The organism is Pseudoalteromonas sp. S3178 (assembly GCF_005886985.1).
GTDB lineage: Bacteria > Pseudomonadota > Gammaproteobacteria > Enterobacterales > Alteromonadaceae > Pseudoalteromonas > Pseudoalteromonas carrageenovora.
This window is the reverse complement of record NZ_PNCW01000040.1, coordinates 46,032-66,993: the sequence shown is the minus strand read 5'-3', so window position 1 is coordinate 66,993 and position 20,962 is coordinate 46,032. Positions and strand designations below refer to the sequence as shown.

The window sequence follows — 20,962 nt, the reverse complement described above, 5'->3', positions numbered from 1 at the left end:
AACACATTTCAGGACAAGACAGTTAACTTACTAAACCAAAAAAGCCGCTAATGCGGCTTTTTTATTATTTATATTGTTTTAATGCTAACTAACCTAGAACCTAATCAACCATACGCCGAAAAGCCACTTTCACTTTGTGGTGAGCTAGTCATTTGGTAAAAATTAGCAATACGACCGGCTCGTGCGTCTACTTCAGGATCGCGTGATTGCTCTGTATTAGTATCATTTTGCGATTCTGCTGTGCTGCTTTCGTTTGATGAGAGTTTAGTGCTTTGCTCACTTTCTTCCGCTTGCTCTTCTTCAGGAGCCGAAAGTTCAGCTTGGGCAGCCGCCATTTTTTGTGTTGCATCAGCAGCGATTGCTCTGTCGGCACTTGATGGCTCTGCTGGGGCTAGTGCTGCTGCACGTACCGTTTGCATTTTATCTATTGTCGCTTGCGGATCGTCTGGAATTTCAGATACATCAATTTGTACCTCACCGCCAACAGCGTAATTTGTGCCATCCGGACCGCGCTGGTATTCATAACTAGGAGAACCAGCATATTGCCCCCCTACAGAGGCGTGTGCTTGCTCATGAACTCGCACTTCGGTATCGCGCGCTTTCAGTTCTTTTATTTGTTGTTGATCTTGTTCAAGCTGTTGCTCTTCTTGCTCAGTTTCTTGTTGAGACGCTTCTTGCTCGGCCTCTTGATCAGCACTCTCTGAATTTTCTGAATTGCCTTCACGCTGCTCAATTGCTTTATCGTCAGCTAGTTTACCGCTGGCATCATAAGTCGATACATCGCTATTATTGCCTGGAAGCTTAGCTTTTTCAGCGTCGCTTTGAGCTTTAGTTTCAGTATTGCTTGCGCTACTTGACGCTGGGGCAGGAATAACTTCCCGAAGTTGATTGTCACGCCGTGCAGATTCCGTATAAACATTTGCGGTGTTTATATTGATCGACGGAAAAGGCGTGACAATATTCATTATTGCTACACTTTAATATCTATTAACGTGCCTAATACGTCATCGGCCGTCTGAATAGACTGCGTATTAGCTTTGGCGTTAAACTCTTCCACTTTTAAATTTACAAGTGCTTCGTCAACACGAGCGGGCTGTGCAACGGGTGCAGTAACCGCTTCTTCTGGGCGTGCCGCAGTAAGCTGACGCTGCTGCGCTAATTGCGCATCGTCTTGCTGCTCTATGCTTGCGCGGTTAATCTCAGCGCTTGCCTTTTCTATACCTTGGCTTGCACGATTAAACCCTTCAACACCACTATTAAATACAGATCCTATTGGCATAATAAAACCTCCACCAATTAAACATTGTTTAATTATCGCTCAGGTCATATACAAAATAAAGCTTTAAACAATGTTAATATTTTCTCTATTTTAAAGCATTGATTTAACGGTAGATAAAAACTCATCTTTATGAGAAATAAATGGCGCATGCGAGGCTTTATCAATCACTTCGTATTCAAAGTCAGTATTTAGTGCTGCCATTTTACTAACCGCTTTATACGGCACCAATGCATCTAACCGGCCAAATATAGCTTTAATAGGCACAGGGCAATGTGCAAATAAGTCACGTAAATCGTCGTTTTGTAAAATATCTAAACCAGCACTCAATGCTTCACTTTTTGGTGCGCCGTACTGATTTAGTAATTGCTTAAGCTGCTTTATATCATCACGCGCCGACTCGCTACCCATTGCTTGAATGGCTAAAAAGCGCTCTATTGTTTTTTCTCGATGGTTAACTAACTGCTCTTTAAACTGCGCCAATACATTTGCTTTTATTCCCGGCCAATTATCTGCCTCAGCAAAAAAAGGGGTTGAGGCAATTAAAATTACTTTTGATACTTTTTCTGGCCAATGCTTAGCAATATAAAGAGCAAATAAGCCACCTAACGACCATCCCATTAAAATAGAATGTGGCTTTAGCTGCTCACTTAAAAGCGCTGCTGCATCATGTAGGGTATAGGGCGTTGGGCAAACAGAACTATTACCAAATCCAGGCAAATCAAGACTACGTACATTTGCTGAATATAAAAACTCTAGCTCTGGCTTTATTAATTGCCAAACGCCTTGGTTCATTCCCCATCCGTGCAATAGCACTAACTCATTTTGCATATTTACCAAACCTTTACCAAACTTAGGCTCATCATAGCGTTTAAAAAGGCGATTGCAATGCGAAGGTTGTATCAATGAAACAGACGGTTTTAAATTGGTTATTTCCTTCATACTGCGTGCAATGCCAAAGCCCTATTACTGCTAATTTAGGGTTATGTAGTTTTTGCCTTGAAGACTTACCACTATTTGATTTTACAGCGCATAAAAACTTACTGCATCGACCTGATATTGTTGAAATGTTTCCTAATTGTGAGTTTGATACTTTATTTGCTTGTGCGTTTTATCAAACACCTTTTGAACACTGGCTTAAACGGCTAAAATTTAATAACCAAATTCATTATAAAAAGGCATTACAACAAATCATTGTAAAGCAGCTCAAGCAGTTTTTTGAGCAAAGCCCTACTCTGCCAGACTTCTTTATTATTTTACCGTTACATAAAAGTCGATTTGTTACTCGTGGTTTTAATCAAGTAAGCCAAGTGTGGCAACCTTTATTGATTAAAGTTGCACCTCTAAATAACAGCCTTATTCGCAATAAAAAAACGCAAGCGCAATCTGAACTTTCAAAAGCTAAGCGAGTTAAAAATTTAAAAAATGCCTTTGTTTGTACACAAGATATGAGCGGTAAAACAATTGCTATTATTGATGATGTGATGACAACAGGCGCTACACTGAATGCCGCTACACAGGCTTTAAAACAAGCGGGCGCTAAACATGTGTGGGCATTTACCACCTGTTTAACGCCGCTTTAATTATTTCAATTAAAAACGAGCTCTTACGCCTAAACTAACTGAGCGTCCCGGTAAAGGGGCTTCGTCTTTTAAGTACGATGAATGCACACGCCCTTCTTGATCAGTTAAGTTATCGCCTTTTATATAAATGGTCATATCTACATCACCTAAATCTAGGTAATAATTAGCTGAGGCCGATAGCATGGTATAACCCTTTGTTGGAGTTTCGTTATCCGCTATTTTGTCTTGTTTAGCATTACGAATAACTTCGACTTCGGTGTGCCAATTTCCATATTCATAATGTACTGACGAGCCAACTCTCATTGGTGGTATTCTTGGTACATTACCGCCTGAGTCTAACTTAGCGCGCGTATAATCGGTAAACACTTCTAAGCGCCAATCATCGTTTAAATGCCAATCTACCTGCGCTTCATATCCATATAAGCGTGCGTCTTGCTGTGCAAACAGCACGACAGGTAAGCCATCAGCTTCGTCGTCAGGTTCACCCGAAACAGCTACTTGGTTTTCGTAATCGGCGGAGGTAATAAAAGCACCATCACTGATAACTAAATCTGTAAATCTTTCAAAAACATAGTCGCTAATATCGTTATTAAAGATGCTAACGTTAGCGTTCCATGTATCGCCAGTATATCTATATGTAAGGTCTAAATTATTTGAAACCTCTTTATCCATACTTTCATTAGATTGAACAACACTATATTGACCTGCGTTGTTACTGAGCTCAAATCCACCGCCAACTTCGTAAGTACCAGAGCCAATATGGGGCCCATATGCATATATTTCTGAAGCTGAAGGTGCACGCTGTGAATATGCGTAATTAAAAGCTAATGAGTGTCTATCGTTAATACTCCATACAACACCAGCAGAACCTGAAACCGCGTCATAATCTTTATCGTCAAACGAAACTGAGTTAGACGAACTAAGGGCTGTAAAAAAGTCATTGTCTACATTATGTGTTGACTGCTCAACACGAGTACCTACTTGCCACAATAGCGAGCCTACTTTTTTCTCCTCCATTAAAAATGCAGCAATGCTGTCTGTTTTGGTTGGAGGCGTAAATGCTTCTTCGCCAATCGCTTCAAAATCGCTATGGTTATAATGTAAGCCCACAATTCCTTTCCAGCCATAAACAGGTGCATGCTCAGCCCACAACCTTGACTCTATACTTTCGTTTTTAAAAGTTGTGCCAATTTCGGCCCCTTCAATTTCAGAGTGCTCGTAATCGGTATAAGCGTTTTGCCAATGCACTGCTTGTATAAAGCCATCTAAATTATTCCAATCCACTACGCCTTGATAGCGATCTTGGTTGAGCTTTATAAATACGCCCTCTTCACCCGGTAAGCCATAGTCAGAGTCCATATGCCCATACGAAAAAGCAACGCGCATATCGTCAGTTATCCAGCCTGCGCCTAGGTTATAGCCACTTGCGTCAATATCTGAGTTTGCAAGTGTAGTACTTCCACCGTCTTCATCAATATCTGCTGATACAGGGATTTTGTAATCATCGGTTTTACGGGTATATCCATCAATATGAAAAGCAAAATCGCCGGAACCTGCGTTTAAATCTGTTGAAAGAGTTTTAGCATCTGCAACATTATCGTACTGCGCAAATACTTCACCACTTACGCCTTCTAGCCTTTGCGCGGGTAAGCGGTTATCAACCACATTTACTACTCCGCCAATAGCACCGCTGCCGTATAAAAGCGTAGCTGGGCCTCTTAAAACCTCAATTTGGGTGGCTGTAGATGTTTCGGTTGAAACCTGATGATCTGGCCCTACACGCGATGCATCTGATGCGCCTAAACCATTTTGAACCACTTTAATTCTTGGGCCATCTAAGCCTCTAATAATAGGGCTACTTGCCACAGGTCCGTAATAAGAGCTGTGTACCCCGGGTACACTTTTTAATGTATCGCCTAACGTTGCAGCTTGATTTTGATCTAACTCTTCGCCACTTAAAATTGTTACAGGGGTGCTTGACTCAAGCACCGTACGCTTTATTGGCGACGCTGTAATTAGGACTCTTTCAATGTCTGTTTCGTCTTTTTGAAGGTTTTTTTCATCGGCATACGCCGTGCTACTCATTGCTGCTAATAAAGCGATTACTAAAGGTGAATAGTTACTTTTCATTTTGTTATCTCTAAAGTACACAATAAAACACACTCGTTATTATTAAGAGTGCTAAGGATGTTTTAACTGATGAACTTAACCAGATCTCTGAATCATAAATTTATTTCGCGCACTGAAAAGCCCTCGCTAGCAAAATAATTTAAATATCAGCACTACTTTAATTGGTTAGAAGGCCGCTTAATTAGAGATCTGGTTAATTTAAGATAACAATTGGAGGGTCTCTGTTTCCTGCAATAGCCACAAATTCACTGTAAAAGTGCTGACTACTAAATTGTATTGCAGAAAAATGATCTGTACTTAGCGCAAACAGGCTTGCTTTGGCAGGTATAGAATGTTCTAAATCAAGGGAGCTTAAGCACAGCTCACATTCTTGCTCAGTTTTTAAGGCATGTGCAGTATCGTGCCATACAGAAAAAACACTGAACAACAAAAAAAACACCGCACTGTAGTTTAATAATGCTTTGTGGTTTCTAAGTGAATGTAAAACAGATGCTTGCATAATGGATATACTATAACGTTACTACAAGGTGTGTCGATAGAATAATTTATTATTTATACGCATAATAAACCTGTTAAGTATTATAAACCTTAGACACTTAACAGGTTACATGGCTATGCTTTAAAGCGAGTCCAAGGGCCAGTAATGGCGAGCGTTTTAGCTGGCGAGTATACATTTACAAATAACGTAGTCCCGTCAGGTGAAAAACAAGCGCCGGCAAGTTCTGTTTGCTCAGCTAAGCGCGCAAACGTATAAACTTCTCCGGTAGGTGTAACACCACGTAAATGGTTATCTACTATATCTGTATATTGGTCTTCACAAACAATAAGGTGACCATTAGGTGCAACAGTTAAATTATCACCAAAGTTAAATAACGACTCGTCTTCGCTTTCTACAAATAGTTCTATTTTACCTGGCGAAGAGCTTTCATTATCAGCACCTTCAAATTCAGATGGCTGATATTTCATTACTTGGCCAAGCTGCTTTTTACCGCCGTTAGTGCAACAAAAATAAAGCTCGTTACTGCCCCAGTGTATACCTTCTCCACGGGCAAACAGTGCAGTTCCTTGTTTGTGACCCCTTATTCTTAAATCATCTTTTGGGCTCTGTGGATCATCTAAGTCAATCCACTCAACTTCCATTTGTGTGTGTTTAAGCATTGCAGTTTCACTCCAATTACGGGTGTCAAATTGAGCGTGCTTTTTAATGACCATAGCCTGCAACTGGCCACCTTTATTAAGTTTGCCATATTCATTAGGAATAAAACGATAAAATAAACTATCACCCCTATCCTCAGTAAGATAAACAATGCCTGTACGTGGATCTATTGCAGCTGCTTCATGATTAAATCGGCCCATTGCAACAAGTGGTTCTGGTTTTACCAAACCTTTTGCCGTAGCAGGTACTTCAAATATATAACCATGAGATTTGCCTAACCCATCAGCCTGACTAGCGACTGTTTCTTCACAAGTAAGCCAACTACCCCATGGAGTAATACCACCAGAACAATTGCGTATTGTTCCACATAAGGATAAGTATTCTTGCTCTTTTTTATGCTCTTTAATATTGTAAATTATATGGCTTGTGCCGCCAGGTAGCGCCACGCCATCTTCAAATTCATCATACGCTAGTGGTGTTTTATGCGATTGAATACTAGTGGCTGCGTGCTTAATATTTTTAGGTGAAAGTTCGTGGTTACGAACTAACGCGACAGTGTCTTCGTCAAGTGCTATACAGCCCATGCCGTCGGCTTTATCCGGTACATTTAAGCCATCATCCATAGTATCGCCCAATTGAGAAATAACCTTGTAGCTAAAACCAGCAGGTAAATCGAGTAGTTTTTTAGTATCAGGAATTAAACCACCATATGCATATATGCTATCTGCTAAGTTAGCTAAAGTAACTTTACCAAATGCGCTTTTAGAAAGGCCGATAAATGCAAGCGTACCTGCACTTAAAAGAAACTGTCTTCTGGAAACCATAATTAAACCTATAGCGATAATGCTTTTAAAAGAGGGTAGATAGTAAATTAAAATGACGAACTAAAATGCGTCTGCATTGTAAATTCATAGAAATGTCATATTTAAAACTAATCAAAAATGTATAAAACTCTGTGGCTTAAAACAGGCCTTAACAGCCTGTTTTAAATATAAATAGTATTAACCGCCATTTACTCTAAAGGTATGACCAAAAAACAAAGCGTTACTAAGTAAGCGGCTTGTACCATACCAGTACCCTCTAAATACAGGGTCATCGGTCATGCCAATAACAGTACCGCGCCCGTATGAATGTGCTATTAGCCCTGCACCACCTGCAACTTGCTCTACATTTACAGCATCGGTAAAACCAGCTAGTAAAGGCTTTTTGGTATAGGTGAGTATATTTACAAATGGCGCCTGTGAAGCTTCGAGCAACCAAGTGCTATTTTTAAATACAGGCAGTGTTTCGCGCTTGAGCGAAAAAGTAAGTGGGTGTGTTAAATCAACATTTGTATTAAAAATAGCTCCCGCAATACGTTGACGCCCAGCGAGGTGATCTTTATCTGCGTAGTTTAACCCTTGCGTATTAAACGCACTTGCTACATCTTGACGCGATAAGTAGCTGGCTTTTAATAATTGCTGATCAGCTAAAAATTTTGCGCCGCCTTTATGGCCCCAAATAACACCGCCTTTTCTTACCCATGTTTTTATAGCTACTTTTTCGGCATCTGAGAGACTGCTGTAGTTACCATGTGCCAATACTATATGGCTGTAATTACTGAGCTCAACAGTACTTAAACGCTGCATTTCTACTATAGTTGGCGCCACACCCACAAAACGGTCTAGGTAATACCATACTTCTCCCGCTTCGTATTGGCTTATGCCTTTTCCGCCTATTAACAACACTTTTGGCTCGTTCACTACTGCCATTGTACGAGAGCCTAAATCTGCGCCTTCGCTTGTAAGGCCTGAAGTAATAGGTTTAATAGCGATGCCAAACTCATTTTGTGCATTGTTTAACAGGCTAACCCAGTCTTTATTTGTTTGCAGCCCTGCTGGTACAATAATACTGCCCGAATCAAATTTCACTTCGCCTGAAGGTGTTTTAGCTGTTAATGGGCTTAATGCAACACGCGCTTTTATGCCTTGCTTTAAAAGACTATTTAGCATTTTTGGCGCTAGGTAGTCATCCCACGAAAAACCAAACGCATAGCCTTGTTTAAGCGCAGCAAAAGAAGGTTTAACTGCTTTTTTCCATGCTGTATTAGCAATTTTTAAGCCCCAGCTACTTTTTACTTCAGCAAACGGTAAATTAAATGCATGAGCAAGCGTCCACCCAGACACATCGTAAAATGTATTGTCGGCAAAGTTTTTTTGTTCGCTAAAAATAGCTTTTATTAAACGATATTGTGGTTGAGCTAAAGGTATAAAATAGCTATTAGTAGTAAAATTTTTACCTTTGGCTTTAAGTGGTTTTGTTAGTGCAAACGCATCTATTTGGTGCTGCTTTAACAGCCCTAAAAAGTGCTTAATGCGGGTGTTGTCTTTTTCACCTTCAACTACGTAGCCTTCAAAGCTCTCTTCTTTTGCTAAATCAATTGCTTGATTATAAAATTGAGCTTGGTACTCAAGTAATGCCACGCGGTTATCTACAGCCGCTTTAAAGGTCGATAGACTCGTTAAAAGCTGATTTTTAATAGTAAAAGGAAAAGTAAGCGTACCGTTTATGGTTTCCTGTACATGCCCGCGCGAGCTGGCTTGTTCAAATAAAATACCTACACCGCCGTTTACATCGGGGTAGGTTGAACCTTTTCCGTAATAAAAATCGTCAAAGCTTTCTTCTGTAAAATAAAGTGCGTTATTTTCATCAAGTGTTTTTGCATGATAGTTAGCGATGGCTTTAGTTAAACTAACATTTTCATCCGGTGTTATTGGGTGCTTACGACTAGGAATACCCGGCTGAAAAAAGTAGCTACTGTTAGGCCCCATTTCATGAAAATCGGTTAAAATATTAGGCTTCCAAGTATGAAACTTTGCAATACGCGCACGTGATTCTGGGTGCTGTAGTAATAGCCAATCGCGGTTTAAATCAAACCAGTAATGATTAGTGCGGCTACTAGGCCAACCTTCAACATGTTCACGGGTTTTAGGATCGCTCGATAAGTTCATACCTCGGTTGCTGTTTGCCCAATTAGCAAAACGCGCTAAGCCATCGGGGTTAAGCGAAGGGTCGAGTAAAATAACGGTACTGTTTAGTAACTCTTCTATTTCAGCACCTTGTGCGGCTGCTAAATAATAAGCCACCAGCAAAGCTGAATTACTACCAGATGACTCGTTACCATGCACACTGTAGCCCATCCATACAACGCTAGGTGGTACTTGTGAATTTGTTTTGTTGCTTGTTTTATTATCTAGGCGCGCTAAATGATCTTGACGAATTTGCTCTATTTTTGTGAGCTTATCAGCGGCAGTAATAGTTAGCATAACTAGCGGGCGCTGCTCATGTGTACGCCCAATAACTTCAAAGTTTATTCTATCGCTTTTATCAGCAAGTATTTCCATATAACGCACTAGTTGGTCGTGCCTTACATGCCATTGCCCAACTTCATAACCAAGCACTTGTTCAGGCGTAGGAATTGCTGGGTCAAATTTTACATCTTGTTCAAAATAATACGAAAGTGGTTTTGCCATACTTGAAAAGCTAAGCATTGCCACCATTATAGTTACTATCCAGCGCATATAAATCACTCTAAAAATGTTTGTTATTTGCACGCTAGCATTGCTTAAAATAGATGCCAACTTTTTACGCTCAACACTAGCCGCAACACGATGAGCGGAGTATGATATGCAGTATCCGAGTAATTTAGTCAAGTATAGACGGTTTTATGATTTCAATTTCCGAAACAGCACAAGCGCATTTTGCTAAACTTTTAGCAGATCAATCACAGCAAACCAACATTCGTGTGTTTGTTGTAAATCCTGGTACATCACAAGCGGAGTGTGGTGTTTCTTATTGTCCAGAAGACGCTGTTGAAGACAGTGACATTCGCTTAAACTTTAATGGTTTTGATGCCGTTGTAGATACAGAAAGTGCACCATTTTTAGAAGAAGCTGAAATTGATTTTGTTACCGACAAAATGGGCACTCAGTTAACACTAAAAGCACCCAATGCTAAAGCACGTAAAATTGGCGAAGACGCTACATTAAACGAGCGCGTACAACACATGCTTGAAACAGAAGTAAACCCACAACTTGCTAACCATGGTGGTCAAGTAAGCCTTGTTGAAATTACAGCTGCAGGTATTGCTGTACTTCAGTTTGGAGGTGGTTGTAATGGGTGTTCTATGATCGATGTAACGCTAAAAGAAGGCATCGAAAAAGAGATGATAGCTAAGTTTGAAGAAATCACTGGTGTTGCCGATATTACAGAGCACCAAGCAGGCGATCACTCTTACTATTAAGCATTATTGATGCTAAAGCAGCTTATTTATCGCTTAGGAAGCAATCCTAAGTTGAGCTTAAAGCGCTTTTTTCGCGGCTTAGCACTGTTTGTGCTAGCCGTGATTTTCATATCTATTGGGTACTATACCCACTTCAGTTTACAAATTATCGGCATTGTTATTTTAATCCCTGCACTTTTTTTTGCAGCTTGGGGATATGGCGGTATTTTTGCCAATCGCTTTTCTCAGGTTTTAAAAGATATGGGCCCTAAAAATCACGACCCTGACCTATGGAAGTAAGCTTAATCCAACAGTTGATTATTTGCTTTTAAGCGCTGATACTTAATAATTAATGTAACTCCACGCATTAACATAAAGCAGCTCATTGCAAGCCACAGTCCATTGTTTTGCCAATCAATAAATACCCAAAACACACCAAAAAAGCCTGCACCAGCTGAGAGTATCATACTGTTACGCATATTTTTAGCGCGTGTTAAACCAACAAATACGCCGTCAAACAAAAAGCAGCTCATCGCTAAAATAGGCAATACAATTACCCAAGGTAAATAGTGAATAGCCTCTTGTATTACTTCTGGGACATTAGTTAAAAGCTTGATTATAGTGCTGCCAAATAATGCAAAAAAGGCACTGTATAAAATGCCAAAAAGCATCCCCCAAAACACACTAATTTTAACCCACATCCTTATTTTTTTAACGCTTTGTTGACCCTTCGCCTGCCCCACTTTTGCCTCTGCGGCATACGCAATTCCGTCTAGGGCAAAGCTCACCAACATTAAAAAGTTAAGTAATACAGCATTAGCGGCGAGTGTGGTTTCGCCAATACGCGCCGCATAAAATGTCATAAAGCTAAAACATAATTGCAGTATTAAAGAGCGAATAAATATATCGCGGTTTAAGCTAAGTAACTCAGTCATTTTACTCACGCTAAGCCAATGAGGAGTGTTTAATTTAATCCCTTGTTTTTTAGCTAGTTTTACAACCAAAATTAAAGCAAATACTAAAGCGGTATAATCAGCAATAAGTGATGCCCACGCAGCCCCTGCAACCGCCCAATCTAAATACACAACAAAGTAAATATCGAGCACGATATTAGTTATATTAGTCACTAGTAAAAGATAAAATGGTCCCCTGCCATAATGCACACCAAGCATCCAACCGAGTAACACTAAATTACATAATGCTGCTGGAGCGCTAAAAATTCGAATGCTAAAGTACTGATAGGCTTGAATAAGTACATCGTTATGCGCAGCTGAAAGGTAAGCTATAGCGTGTTTTATTAAGGGGGATAACACAATTAATAGCACGGCAACTGCACTTGCAAGCAATAAGCTTCGTTTAAGTAAAGCAGCTAGCTGAGTTAAATCGTTTTTTCCATATGCTTGAGCAACCAGTCCCGTGGTACTCATTCTTAAAAAACCAGCGAGCCAAAATAAAATAGAAATAACGGCGGAGCCTAAGGCAATACCAGCTAAATAATGAGCACTACCTAAGTGGCCTATTACGGCGGTATCAACAATTCCTAACAATGGCACTGTGATATTTGATAGTATCATCGGACCCGCTAACAACAGCAAGCTTTTATGGTGTGCCTTATTATGTATAAGAAATTGTTTCATTTAGTATTATTTATCCTCATTAGTGTATCTGTACGTGCTCAAGCAGCCGTAATTTTACAGTATCATCATGTTAGCGAAACTCTACCCGCTGTAACAAGCGTTAGTGCAAATACATTTACTAAGCATTTGAGTTATTTAAAAGAGCATGACTTTAAGGTTATTGCGCTTAATGAGTTGATTAGCGCTCTAAAGCAAGGTGAAACCCTGCCCGATAAAACCGTTGCCATTACTTTTGATGACGGCTATAACAATAACTACGAACAAGCAGCGCCTATTTTAGAAAAGTTTGGCTACCCATACACTATTTTTGTAAACCCAAAATTAATAGACGAAGGCAAGAGCTACGTTATGGGGTGGGATAAACTAAAAGAACTCGCTAAAAAAGGCGCGCTGATTGCTAATCACAGTGGGCAACACGACTACTTACATCGCACGCTTGAAAACGAAACAAATGCTCAGTGGCGCGCTCGTATTAAAAAAGACATTTTAGATTCGCAAAAACGTATAAAAGAAGAAACCGGACAAGATTACAAATACTTAGCCTATCCGTATGGTGAGTTTAATAACGAGCTACAAGCACTGGTAACAGAGCTTGGCTTTATTGGTATTGGCCAGCACTCAGGGGCGGTAAATAAAGATTCTAACTTTAGCCGTTTACCGCGTTTTCCGGCATCTGGTTTTTATAGTAAATTAGAAACACTTATTACTAAGCTTAATTCACGAGCTTTTAATATTACTAAACTAACTTACAAAGACAGCGTGACAGAGCAAAACCCACCTATGCTTACGGTGACGTTTAATATGGGTGATTTTCATAAAAGCCAATTTGCTTGTTACGTATCAAGCGTAGGCCAAGCAGATTTAAACTGGATCAGTGAAAGCACAGTAGAAATAACCTCACCAAAAATACTTAATAAAGGCCGTTCACGCTTTAATTGTACTGCACCTTCTATTTCAAACCCAGGAAGTTACTTTTGGTTTTCACAACCATGGGTTATCGAAAACGCTAAACCTTAATAGCTTGGCTTAAAAGGCGCTGGGTAACTTTATCTAGCGCTACGACTTCGTTTTCAGCCCCAATATCAATTGCTGCCTTAGGCATTCCCCACACAACGGATGAATACTCATCTTGCGCCATTGTATATGCCCCGCTTTGCTTTAAACCAAGCAAACCTTGCGCACCATCACTTCCCATGCCAGTGAGTATTGCTGCAACTACGTTTTTAGCACCTGTTTGTATTAATGAATTAAATAAAACATCTACCGCAGGTTTATGCCTATTTACGGGCTCGTTATCATCAAGTTGACAATATAAACCCACCCCTCGCTTAACAATGCTCAAGTGTAATCCACCAGGAGCAATATAGGCGTTGCCTGCTGTTAGCTTATCGCCTTGTTCTGCTTCTTTCACATTTATGGTGCATGTACGATCCATTCTTTGCGCAAACGAAGCACTAAAGCCTGGAGGAATATGCTGCGTAATAACAATGGGTGGGCAGTTTTTTGGCATTTTAATTAACACCTCTTTAATAGCCTCTGTACCACCGGTAGATGCACCTATTGCAATGACCTTGTTCAACAAAAACTGCGTGTTAGCTGCAATAGGCTCATTAGATATAGGCTTTTTAAAACCTCTTACCCTTGCACCTGCAGCGACTCTTACTTTTTGTTGTACTAAAGCACTGTAATGGCTCATGTGTTCTTTAACATTAACGGTGGGTTTAGCTATAAAATCTACTGCACCGAGCTCTAATGCCTCTAATGTAATAGGTGAACCTTTTTTTGTTAAAGTAGAAATCATCACTACGGGCATTGGCCTGAGCCGCATTAAATTTTTTAAAAAACTAATACCATCCATTTTTGGCATTTCAACATCAAGAGTCAGCACATCAGGGTTAAGCTTTTTTATCATTTCCCGCGCTTCGTACGGATCCTCAGCACAACCTACAACTTTGATGTCGTCAGCTTGGCCTAAAATCTCAGTAAGTAACTGCCTAATTAATGGAGAGTCATCAATTATTAATACTTTTATCATATGCACCCCTAAAACAGTTCAATATCTGTTTTTTTATCTTGCTGTTGAAGATTTTGTAAGTATTTAACTTCGCGTTTTTCAATTGTATTGTTATGAAGATTTTTAAGCTTTTTTACGTGCACTTTACCGGTATGCGGATGAAAAAAAATTTTTCTAGGCCAAGGTCCACCCATATCATGAGCAACTAAATTAAGCGCTTCTTCTTTTATGTAGGCATTCGCAAAACTTATATTACCCAACCCAATATCTGTCATCGCACTTATTATTCGCCCGCCACCAAAGAGTTTAATTTTTAAATTTTTGCGTGAGCCGCCATTTTTGAGTACTTCGTTAATTAAATACTCCATAGCCCAATTGCCGTATCGCCCGCTTAAGCTATGCGCACCTTCTACATGCTCACCTTTTTTTACCGGCAACATAAAGTGATTAACGCCACCAATTCCTAATTTTTCATCGTATACACATGCCGCAATACAAGAGCCTAAAACGGTTGATATCAGTTCATTATTTTTTGATACATAAAACTCACCCGGTAAAATTTTAGCGACCACGCTTTCTCGCCCAGAGTCCCAGTAACGCTTTATATGCTCAAACCCAGGAAGAACCCCTTTAAACTGTGCGTGCATCGGCGGCCTTTTGGTACATAGTTTTGCCTAAATTTTTAAACTCAGTATGCTCTTTGCCCATGGTTTCTGAGTGACCTAAAAATAAATGCCCATGTGGAGCGAGTATTTTTGCATAACGTTTAAATAATAAATCTTTAGTGTCTTTATCAAAGTAAATAACAACGTTACGGCATAAAATTAGATCAAAGGGCCCTTTCATTGGCCAATCTTGTAATAAATTTAAGCGTTTAAAAGAAATTAACTGCTGTAGCTTTGGTTTAACCTTATAGCTTTCGCCATCTTTACTTTTTAAAAACCAACGCTTTAACAACGCATCATCTAACCCATTTACATTAGCTGCGCTATACACACCTGTATGTGCTTTTTTAAGTACATTAGAGTCTAGGTCTGTCGCTAAAATCTTAACGTCCCAGTTGCTAGGAAATAACTCATGTAACGCCATTGCTAGGCTATATGGCTCTTCTCCTGTTGAGCATCCAGCCGACCAAATTCGTACTCGTCGACTGTTTTTATTTTGTACTAATAAAGCGGGGACTAATTGTTTTTTTAGATAATCAAAGTGATGGGATTCACGAAAAAATGAAGTTAAGTTAGTTGTTAACGCATTAATAAATGCATCAAACTCCTGATCTTTATGGCTATTTAAATAAGCTAAGTAAGTACTAAAATCTGTTAGTTTTCTTTCTCGTATGCGCCGTGCAATACGTGAGTACACCATTTCACGCTTATGCTCGCCAAGCACAATACCGCATGCGTTATACACTAAAGCGGCAATTTCTTTAAAGTCGCGCTCAGTAAATAAAAACTCTTTCATTGGCTACTCTCAAATACAGAACAAGCGGCGCTTAGCGCAATTAATTACGCTAAGCTAAGTATATTTAACAAGCGCTTTGAATAATAAATCCCTTAATCAAAGCTCAGGTTATTTACTAGAACTCCTCCCACTCTTCAGCCGAATCTACAAAGTTTTCGCCTCGAGGTTTACTTCGGCTAAAGCTACTTTGCGGTTGCTGTGTTAAAGCAGGTGTACTCATGGTTGATGACACCAATGGTATGTCTTGCTGCCCTAACGAAAAGAAGTGAAGGAGTCTGCGCATTTCGTTTGCTTGCTCAGCCATAGACTCACCAGCTGCAGATGCCTCTTCTACAAGTGCAGCGTTTTGCTGAGTCATTTCATCCATTTGAGAAATAGCTTTGTTCACTTGCTCAATACCTGCGCTTTGCTCCTCTGATGCTTCGGTAATATCAGAAATCATTTGCGTAACACGCTGTACTGAAACAACAATTTCTTTAAGTGTTGCACCTGACTCATTAACTAACTGAGACCCATCGGCGACTTTCCCAACACTGTCTCTTATTAACTCTTTAATTTCTTTAGCGGCCCCTGCTGAGCGCTGTGCTAAGTTACGAACTTCACCTGCCACTACGGCAAAACCACGGCCTTGCTCGCCCGCTCTTGCAGCCTCAACGGCAGCGTTAAGTGCTAACAAATTAGTTTGAAATGCAATTTCGTCAATCACACCAATAATGTCTGCGATTTTTTTACTCGACTCATTTATTGCTGACATACTAGTCACTGCGCGGTTTACAACCTCGCCGCCTTGTATTGCTTTTTCACAAGTCTCTTCTGCTAAATCGTTCGCTACTTTTGCGTTATCGGCATTTTGGCGAACTGTGCTGGTCATTTCTTCCATACTCGATGCTGTTTCTTCAAGTGACGAAGCTTGCTCTTCAGTACGTTGACTTAAATCAGCATTCCCTTGTGATATTTCCTCTGCGCCACTTGCTACAAGTGTTGCTGAAGAATTTATGCGATTGATTACTTCTGTTAGTTTATCTGCGGTTGTATTTGCATCGCGTTTTAGCTTATCAAATGAGCCTTTGTAGTCACTTTCTATGCGTTTTGATAAATCACCACTTGCCAAAGCATCTAGCATATTTGCGGTATCGCCAACGGCATCATCAACAATTTTAACTAGGCTATTTAACCCTTTCGCTAAACGTAAGAAAAACCCGCTTTTATCAGCTTCAATAACACGCGCATCTAATTCGCCATTACCCGCGGCTAAAATTAGTTCTGCAATCTCTTTTTCAATAGCGACTTCATCGGTTCTATCTTCCCACTCGACCACTGTGCCTATGCGTTCGTTTTCGGGGGTCAAAATAGGGTTTGCTACCAAGCCAAATGTACGTCCACCAACAAGTATTTCTGCTTTGTAAGTAGTTGTTAACTTAGCAAGTAGGTTTTGCTGATGCGCAGGGTTTTTATGAAAAATATCAATATTTTGTTTAAGTAAGTTTGTACTGTCGAAGTTAGGCAGATCTTTGCGTAAATCATTTTCTGCTGCACTCATCATATTTTTAACAGCTTGATTCATATAAACAATAACGTTTGATGCATCAGCAATCATGGTATTAGTTGCAACGGTATCAAGCGCTTGGCGTACACGTAGATTTTCTTGGGCTTCGCTGCGTTCTTGCTCTGCTTTTGCAACACTTTCGGTTATATCTTCCCACTCAACAATAGTTCCTAAGCGCTCTCCCTCATGGCTTACCCAAGGAGAGGCAATAAGGGTAAATATAAGCCCGGCTAATCTTAGCTCTGCTTTATGCGGTTGTTCTAAATTTTTTAATAAGTCACGCTGATGTGATGGGTGTTTATGAAAATCATCAACACATGTACCAATTAAGCTATCTACAGCAAAATTAGGTAATACAGTTTGCAAGTCTTTCTCTCTGGCTTTAAGCATTGAATGAACGCGGTCATTTACAAATACTATATTAAGATCTTTATCTGCAATCATTACATTTGCTTGGCATACTTTTAATGCACTGGCTAAATCGGCCGCTTTTCGAGAAGCTTTTTCTAGCTCTTTTTGCTCAGTAATATCTGATGCGTATTTTATAACTTTGAATGGTTTGCCGTTCATATCGTAAATAGGGTTGTACGATGCTTGAATCCAAACTTCTTGTCCTTGTTTACCTATTCTTAAATACTCGCCAGAATCAAACTCGCCTTGCGCTAACTTATCCCAAAATGCTTTATATTCATTACTATTAGCGTATTCAGGTTCTACAAATAAACGATGATGTTTACCTTTTATTTCATTAAGTTGATAGCCTAAGGTATTTAAAAAGTTTTCATTGGCATCAATAATAGTGCCATCTAAATTAAACTCTATAACTGCCTGAGACTTACTAATAGCATTAATTTGCCCAGCAGCTTCTGCCGTTTCTAACTTCTGCTTGGTGATATCTGTGGCAAACTTTACAACTTTAAGTACTTGGCCGCTCTCATCAACAATGGGGTTATAGGTTGCTTGAATCCAAACCTCTTTATTACCTTTAGCGTTGCGTTTAAATTCATCAGAAATAAATTCACCATTGCGTAGACGCTGCCAAAAGTTTTTATAGTCGTTACTTTGCGCCTCATCTGGGTCTACAAATAAAGAATGGTGCTGGCCTTGGACCTCTTCAAGCCTGTAGCCCATTGCACTTAAAAAATTAGAATTTGCAGTAATTATTTGTCCGTTAGGTTCAAATTCAATCACCGCTAATGATTTATTTAACGCATCGACAATTAAATCATTACTGGATTTTGACTGCTTTGGATTACTAAACCATCCCATGCCCATCACCACCTTTAAGTTATTTTTTATTACTATATTTAGTTTTAACTAACTAAATATTCATTGTTTTTTGCAAATCGATTAATGCGATCATTTTCTCGCCCACATTAACCAAACCAGCTACGTACTCGCAGCTATTCGACTCAGATAAACTAGGTACTGCTTTTGCGTCTTGCTCTGCAATGCTGTAAACATCAGATACCGCATCAACCGCAATTCCCATAATTTTACTGCCTTGTTCAAACTCAATTTTTACAACAATAACAACCGTTAATGAGCCATATTCCGCACTTGAAAGGCCAAAACGTAACCGTAAATCTATTATGGGTACTATTGTGCCACGTAAATTAATTACGCCTTTTACAAAATCAGGAGAGTTTGGTAGTTCGGTTATTTCTTCCCAACTACGAATTTCTTGAACAGTTAAAATATCAACGCCATATTCTTCATCGGCCATGATAAAGGTTAAAAATTGTTTGATTCCCTGCTCTTGCTGCAGGCTTAGTGCATTATTTAGCTCGCTTTTTTCAGCGTTCATTAAGCCTCCACAGCTATATGCTGATCAATAATAAGCTCTTGGCTTCCTGGCTTTTTCAGGCCTGATAGCTTTATTAAACCGCTTATATCTACAATTAGTGACACGCGCCCGTCACCTAAAATAGTTGCGCCAGATACACCATCAACCTTGTGGTAATTTGCCTCTAAGCTTTTAATAACAACTTGCTGCTGAGAGAGTAAATCGTCTACAAGTAAGCCCACTTTTTGATTATCTGTTTCAACAACAACAAGGAGAGTTTTATCTAAAGATTCAATGGCATTTTGATGATTAAAAATATCGTATAATCTTAAAATTGGAATGTATTCGTCGCGCAGCCTTAGTACATCAAGGTTTTTACCTACTCGGCTTACTTTTGTAATATCAATTTGCAGTGATTCAACAATAGAAATGAGTGGAATAATGTAAGTATGCTTAGCTACTTTAACGAGCTGCCCATCTAAAATAGCGAGTGTAAGGGGTAAACGTATCGTAAATGTAGAGCCAACGCCTGGGGCTGAGGTAACCTCAACAGAGCCATTTAAAGACTGAATATTTCGTTTAACAACATCCATCCCTACACCACGACCAGATAAGTCACTTACCTCGTCCATCGTTGAAAAACCTGGCATAAAAATTAGTTCGTTTACTTCATCATCACTTAAAATGCTATCGGCTGTAATTAGCTCATTAGCAATCGCTTTTTCCCTAATTTTTTTAGTATTGAGTCCTTGACCATCATCCATAATTTCAATAACGATGTTACCGCCTTGATGAAACGCATTTAAAGTAACAGTGCCCACAGGATCTTTCCCCGCTGCAACTCTTTGCTCAACAGTTTCCAGGCCGTGATCGAGTGAATTTCTAACCAAGTGAACCATAGGATCTGATATTTTTTCCATGACCGTTTTATCAAGTTCCGTTTGCTCACCTATAAGCTTAAGCTCGACCTGCTTATTGAGCTTTTGTGCAATATCGCGAACCAAGCGAGGAAAACGACTAAAAACAAAGTTAATCGGCAACATACGAATTCGCATAACGTTTTCTTGTAAGTCGCGGGTGTTATGCGCAAGCTGTGCGAGCCCTTCTTGAAGTGAGGTAATTATGGCGGGTGTTATTTCTTGCTCGCTTAGCTGATTAAGCATAGCTTGGGTAATAACCAGCTCACCAACCATATTTATTAGCGAATCAACCTTATCGATTCCTACTCTTATTGAGGTTGACTCAGGCGTAGTTACAGGCTTTTTATCATTATCTTGAGCCTTAGGCTTTGCTGGAGTGGGTGCGGGTTGAGTGGTGCTCGACTCTTCATTTTTTGAAGTACACTCCTCGCTCACAACGGATTGTTTAACATCATTATTTTGGGAGTCGTTCGTAAATAGGCCGCCGCACAGCTCAATGCTTATATCTGCGTCATCTTCTACCCACTCAAATACCTCATTTATTGCTTTTTCATCTTTAGCTGTATTTAAAAAAAAGCGCCAATGCAAAAAGCATTCATCGCTGCTCAGCTCTGTTATATCAGGTACTTCGTCATAAAATACATGTGTTTCTAATTCGCCCAACTCAGCCAGCTCGCTGATCATAAATAATGGCTCATTACCGGTTTTAAAAAGATGCTGGTGTGGCTTAAAATCTATTTGGTAAGTATTACTGCCGGTATCTTTAGCATCGGCTAATTGCACAGATGCTTCTGCATCATTATTTATTTCAAGCACTTGCTCAAACTGTAAACGTAATGCATTGGCTTCATTTAAATCGGGCTCTTGCTCACTTTGAAGTGCAGCAAGTAACCCTCGTAAACAATCAACTGCTTTAAGAAGTAAATTAACATGCTCGGTACTTAGCTCACGCTCCCCTTGGCGTATTTGATCAAGCAGTGTTTCAAGCACGTGAGTAAAGTCGGCAACGGAGGTAAAACCAAACGTGCCACTGCCGCCTTTTATTGAGTGTGCGGCTCTAAAAATCGTGTTTATAGTTTCTAAGTCTTCCTCACCTGGCACCAAATTTAAAAGCTCGGCCTCCATGGTATCTAGGCCTTCAAAACTCTCTTCAAAGAAAACTTCAAAAAATTGACTTAAATCTATGCTCACA

General features: G+C 39.8%; 18 protein-coding genes. 4 read left to right on the top strand and 14 right to left on the bottom strand.

The window, feature by feature from the left end; translation table 11 throughout:
* Positions 1 to 104: 104 nt before the first annotated feature.
* The 3 genes from CWC11_RS12885 to bioH all read right to left on the bottom strand — a co-directional run bounded on the left by CWC11_RS12885 (position 105) and on the right by bioH (position 2,107).
* On the bottom strand, positions 105 to 965 hold the full coding sequence (locus CWC11_RS12885; protein ID WP_138683005.1) for a putative metalloprotease CJM1_0395 family protein: 861 nt from the start codon (positions 963 to 965) through the stop codon (positions 105 to 107).
* A gap of 5 nt (positions 966 to 970) precedes the next feature.
* Complete coding sequence (locus tag CWC11_RS12880; protein ID WP_058547930.1) at positions 971 to 1,279, bottom strand: hypothetical protein; 309 nt, start codon at positions 1,277 to 1,279, stop codon at positions 971 to 973.
* Between the two features lie 90 nt (positions 1,280 to 1,369).
* Complete coding sequence (bioH, locus tag CWC11_RS12875; RefSeq protein ID WP_138683004.1) at positions 1,370 to 2,107, bottom strand: pimeloyl-ACP methyl ester esterase BioH; 738 nt, start codon at positions 2,105 to 2,107, stop codon at positions 1,370 to 1,372.
* Positions 2,108 to 2,181: 74 nt separating this feature from the next.
* On the opposite strand from bioH, the gene CWC11_RS12870 reads away from it, so the two are divergent.
* Positions 2,182 to 2,859: a ComF family protein gene (locus tag CWC11_RS12870; RefSeq protein ID WP_138683003.1), complete on the top strand. Its 678-nt coding sequence runs from the start codon at positions 2,182 to 2,184 to the stop codon at positions 2,857 to 2,859.
* 9 nt (positions 2,860 to 2,868) lie between these two features.
* On the opposite strand, the gene CWC11_RS12865 is transcribed toward CWC11_RS12870, so the two are convergent.
* From CWC11_RS12865 to CWC11_RS12850, 4 genes are all read right to left on the bottom strand, one after another.
* Positions 2,869 to 4,989, bottom strand: a complete 2,121-nt coding sequence (locus tag CWC11_RS12865; protein WP_138683002.1) for a TonB-dependent receptor — start codon at positions 4,987 to 4,989, stop codon at positions 2,869 to 2,871.
* A gap of 193 nt (positions 4,990 to 5,182) precedes the next feature.
* Positions 5,183 to 5,488 (bottom strand): hypothetical protein, encoded by a 306-nt coding sequence (locus CWC11_RS12860; protein WP_138683001.1) that lies wholly within the window; start codon positions 5,486 to 5,488, stop codon positions 5,183 to 5,185.
* A 113-nt stretch (positions 5,489 to 5,601) separates the two neighbouring features.
* Positions 5,602 to 6,969: an alkaline phosphatase PhoX gene (locus CWC11_RS12855; RefSeq protein WP_138683000.1), complete on the bottom strand. Its 1,368-nt coding sequence runs from the start codon at positions 6,967 to 6,969 to the stop codon at positions 5,602 to 5,604.
* 177 nt (positions 6,970 to 7,146) lie between these two features.
* Positions 7,147 to 9,705, bottom strand: coding sequence for a M14 metallopeptidase family protein (locus CWC11_RS12850; protein WP_138683006.1), 2,559 nt, complete (start codon positions 9,703 to 9,705; stop codon positions 7,147 to 7,149).
* 146 nt (positions 9,706 to 9,851) lie between these two features.
* On the opposite strand from CWC11_RS12850, the gene nfuA reads away from it, so the two are divergent.
* Together nfuA and CWC11_RS12840 are read left to right on the top strand one after the other, a co-directional pair.
* On the top strand, positions 9,852 to 10,427 hold the full coding sequence (gene nfuA / locus CWC11_RS12845) for a Fe-S biogenesis protein NfuA (RefSeq protein ID WP_058547934.1): 576 nt from the start codon (positions 9,852 to 9,854) through the stop codon (positions 10,425 to 10,427).
* A gap of 9 nt (positions 10,428 to 10,436) precedes the next feature.
* Positions 10,437 to 10,706: a hypothetical protein gene (locus tag CWC11_RS12840; protein ID WP_138682999.1), complete on the top strand. Its 270-nt coding sequence runs from the start codon at positions 10,437 to 10,439 to the stop codon at positions 10,704 to 10,706.
* Between the two features lie 2 nt (positions 10,707 to 10,708).
* On the opposite strand, the gene dinF is transcribed toward CWC11_RS12840, so the two are convergent.
* Positions 10,709 to 12,043 (bottom strand): MATE family efflux transporter DinF, encoded by a 1,335-nt coding sequence (gene dinF / locus CWC11_RS12835; protein WP_138682998.1) that lies wholly within the window; start codon positions 12,041 to 12,043, stop codon positions 10,709 to 10,711.
* On the opposite strand from dinF, the gene CWC11_RS12830 reads away from it, so the two are divergent.
* Positions 12,023 to 13,060 carry a polysaccharide deacetylase family protein gene (locus CWC11_RS12830; protein WP_138682997.1) on the top strand — a complete coding sequence of 346 codons (1,038 nt, stop codon included), beginning with the start codon at positions 12,023 to 12,025 and terminating at the stop codon, positions 13,058 to 13,060. The genes dinF and CWC11_RS12830 overlap by 21 nt on opposite strands.
* Here CWC11_RS12830 and CWC11_RS12825 read toward each other — a convergent pair.
* The 6 genes from CWC11_RS12825 to CWC11_RS12800 all read right to left on the bottom strand — a co-directional run bounded on the left by CWC11_RS12825 (position 13,050) and on the right by CWC11_RS12800 (position 20,961).
* Positions 13,050 to 14,078: a protein-glutamate methylesterase/protein-glutamine glutaminase gene (locus tag CWC11_RS12825; RefSeq protein WP_138682996.1), complete on the bottom strand. Its 1,029-nt coding sequence runs from the start codon at positions 14,076 to 14,078 to the stop codon at positions 13,050 to 13,052. The genes CWC11_RS12830 and CWC11_RS12825 overlap by 11 nt on opposite strands.
* An 8-nt stretch (positions 14,079 to 14,086) precedes the next feature.
* A complete protein-coding gene (gene cheD, locus CWC11_RS12820; protein ID WP_058547938.1) occupies positions 14,087 to 14,704 on the bottom strand; it encodes a chemoreceptor glutamine deamidase CheD in 618 nt (205 codons plus the stop codon).
* A complete protein-coding gene (locus CWC11_RS12815; RefSeq protein WP_058547939.1) occupies positions 14,688 to 15,518 on the bottom strand; it encodes a CheR family methyltransferase in 831 nt (276 codons plus the stop codon). The genes cheD and CWC11_RS12815 overlap by 17 nt, the downstream gene beginning before the upstream one ends.
* A 115-nt stretch (positions 15,519 to 15,633) precedes the next feature.
* Positions 15,634 to 18,333 (bottom strand): methyl-accepting chemotaxis protein, encoded by a 2,700-nt coding sequence (locus CWC11_RS12810; RefSeq protein WP_138682995.1) that lies wholly within the window; start codon positions 18,331 to 18,333, stop codon positions 15,634 to 15,636.
* 52 nt (positions 18,334 to 18,385) lie between these two features.
* Positions 18,386 to 18,871, bottom strand: a complete 486-nt coding sequence (locus CWC11_RS12805) for a chemotaxis protein CheW (protein WP_058547940.1) — start codon at positions 18,869 to 18,871, stop codon at positions 18,386 to 18,388.
* On the bottom strand, positions 18,871 to 20,961 hold the full coding sequence (locus tag CWC11_RS12800) for a chemotaxis protein CheA (protein ID WP_138682994.1): 2,091 nt from the start codon (positions 20,959 to 20,961) through the stop codon (positions 18,871 to 18,873). The genes CWC11_RS12805 and CWC11_RS12800 overlap by 1 nt, the downstream gene beginning before the upstream one ends.
* Between the last annotated feature and the right edge of the window lies 1 nt (position 20,962).

What these genes read in the sequence shown, in the direction of transcription:
- CWC11_RS12865 (WP_138683002.1), bottom strand. Translation starts at nt 4,989, where the DNA reads ATGAAAAGTAACTATTCACCTTTAGTAATCGCTTTATTAGCAGCAATG.
- CWC11_RS12870 (WP_138683003.1), top strand. Translation starts at nt 2,182, where the DNA reads ATGAAACAGACGGTTTTAAATTGGTTATTTCCTTCATACTGCGTGCAA.
- CWC11_RS12825 (WP_138682996.1), bottom strand. Translation starts at nt 14,078, where the DNA reads ATGATAAAAGTATTAATAATTGATGACTCTCCATTAATTAGGCAGTTA.
- CWC11_RS12830 (WP_138682997.1), top strand. Translation starts at nt 12,023, where the DNA reads ATGTATAAGAAATTGTTTCATTTAGTATTATTTATCCTCATTAGTGTA.
- CWC11_RS12855 (WP_138683000.1), bottom strand. Translation starts at nt 6,969, where the DNA reads ATGGTTTCCAGAAGACAGTTTCTTTTAAGTGCAGGTACGCTTGCATTT.
- dinF (WP_138682998.1), bottom strand. Translation starts at nt 12,043, where the DNA reads ATGAAACAATTTCTTATACATAATAAGGCACACCATAAAAGCTTGCTG.
- CWC11_RS12860 (WP_138683001.1), bottom strand. Translation starts at nt 5,488, where the DNA reads ATGCAAGCATCTGTTTTACATTCACTTAGAAACCACAAAGCATTATTA.
- CWC11_RS12880 (WP_058547930.1), bottom strand. Translation starts at nt 1,279, where the DNA reads ATGCCAATAGGATCTGTATTTAATAGTGGTGTTGAAGGGTTTAATCGT.
- nfuA (WP_058547934.1), top strand. Translation starts at nt 9,852, where the DNA reads ATGATTTCAATTTCCGAAACAGCACAAGCGCATTTTGCTAAACTTTTA.
- CWC11_RS12850 (WP_138683006.1), bottom strand. Translation starts at nt 9,705, where the DNA reads ATGCGCTGGATAGTAACTATAATGGTGGCAATGCTTAGCTTTTCAAGT.
- cheD (WP_058547938.1), bottom strand. Translation starts at nt 14,704, where the DNA reads ATGCACGCACAGTTTAAAGGGGTTCTTCCTGGGTTTGAGCATATAAAG.
- bioH (WP_138683004.1), bottom strand. Translation starts at nt 2,107, where the DNA reads ATGCAAAATGAGTTAGTGCTATTGCACGGATGGGGAATGAACCAAGGC.
- CWC11_RS12805 (WP_058547940.1), bottom strand. Translation starts at nt 18,871, where the DNA reads ATGAACGCTGAAAAAAGCGAGCTAAATAATGCACTAAGCCTGCAGCAA.
- CWC11_RS12815 (WP_058547939.1), bottom strand. Translation starts at nt 15,518, where the DNA reads ATGAAAGAGTTTTTATTTACTGAGCGCGACTTTAAAGAAATTGCCGCT.
- CWC11_RS12840 (WP_138682999.1), top strand. Translation starts at nt 10,437, where the DNA reads ATGCTAAAGCAGCTTATTTATCGCTTAGGAAGCAATCCTAAGTTGAGC.
- CWC11_RS12885 (WP_138683005.1), bottom strand. Translation starts at nt 965, where the DNA reads ATGAATATTGTCACGCCTTTTCCGTCGATCAATATAAACACCGCAAAT.
- CWC11_RS12810 (WP_138682995.1), bottom strand. Translation starts at nt 18,333, where the DNA reads ATGGGATGGTTTAGTAATCCAAAGCAGTCAAAATCCAGTAATGATTTA.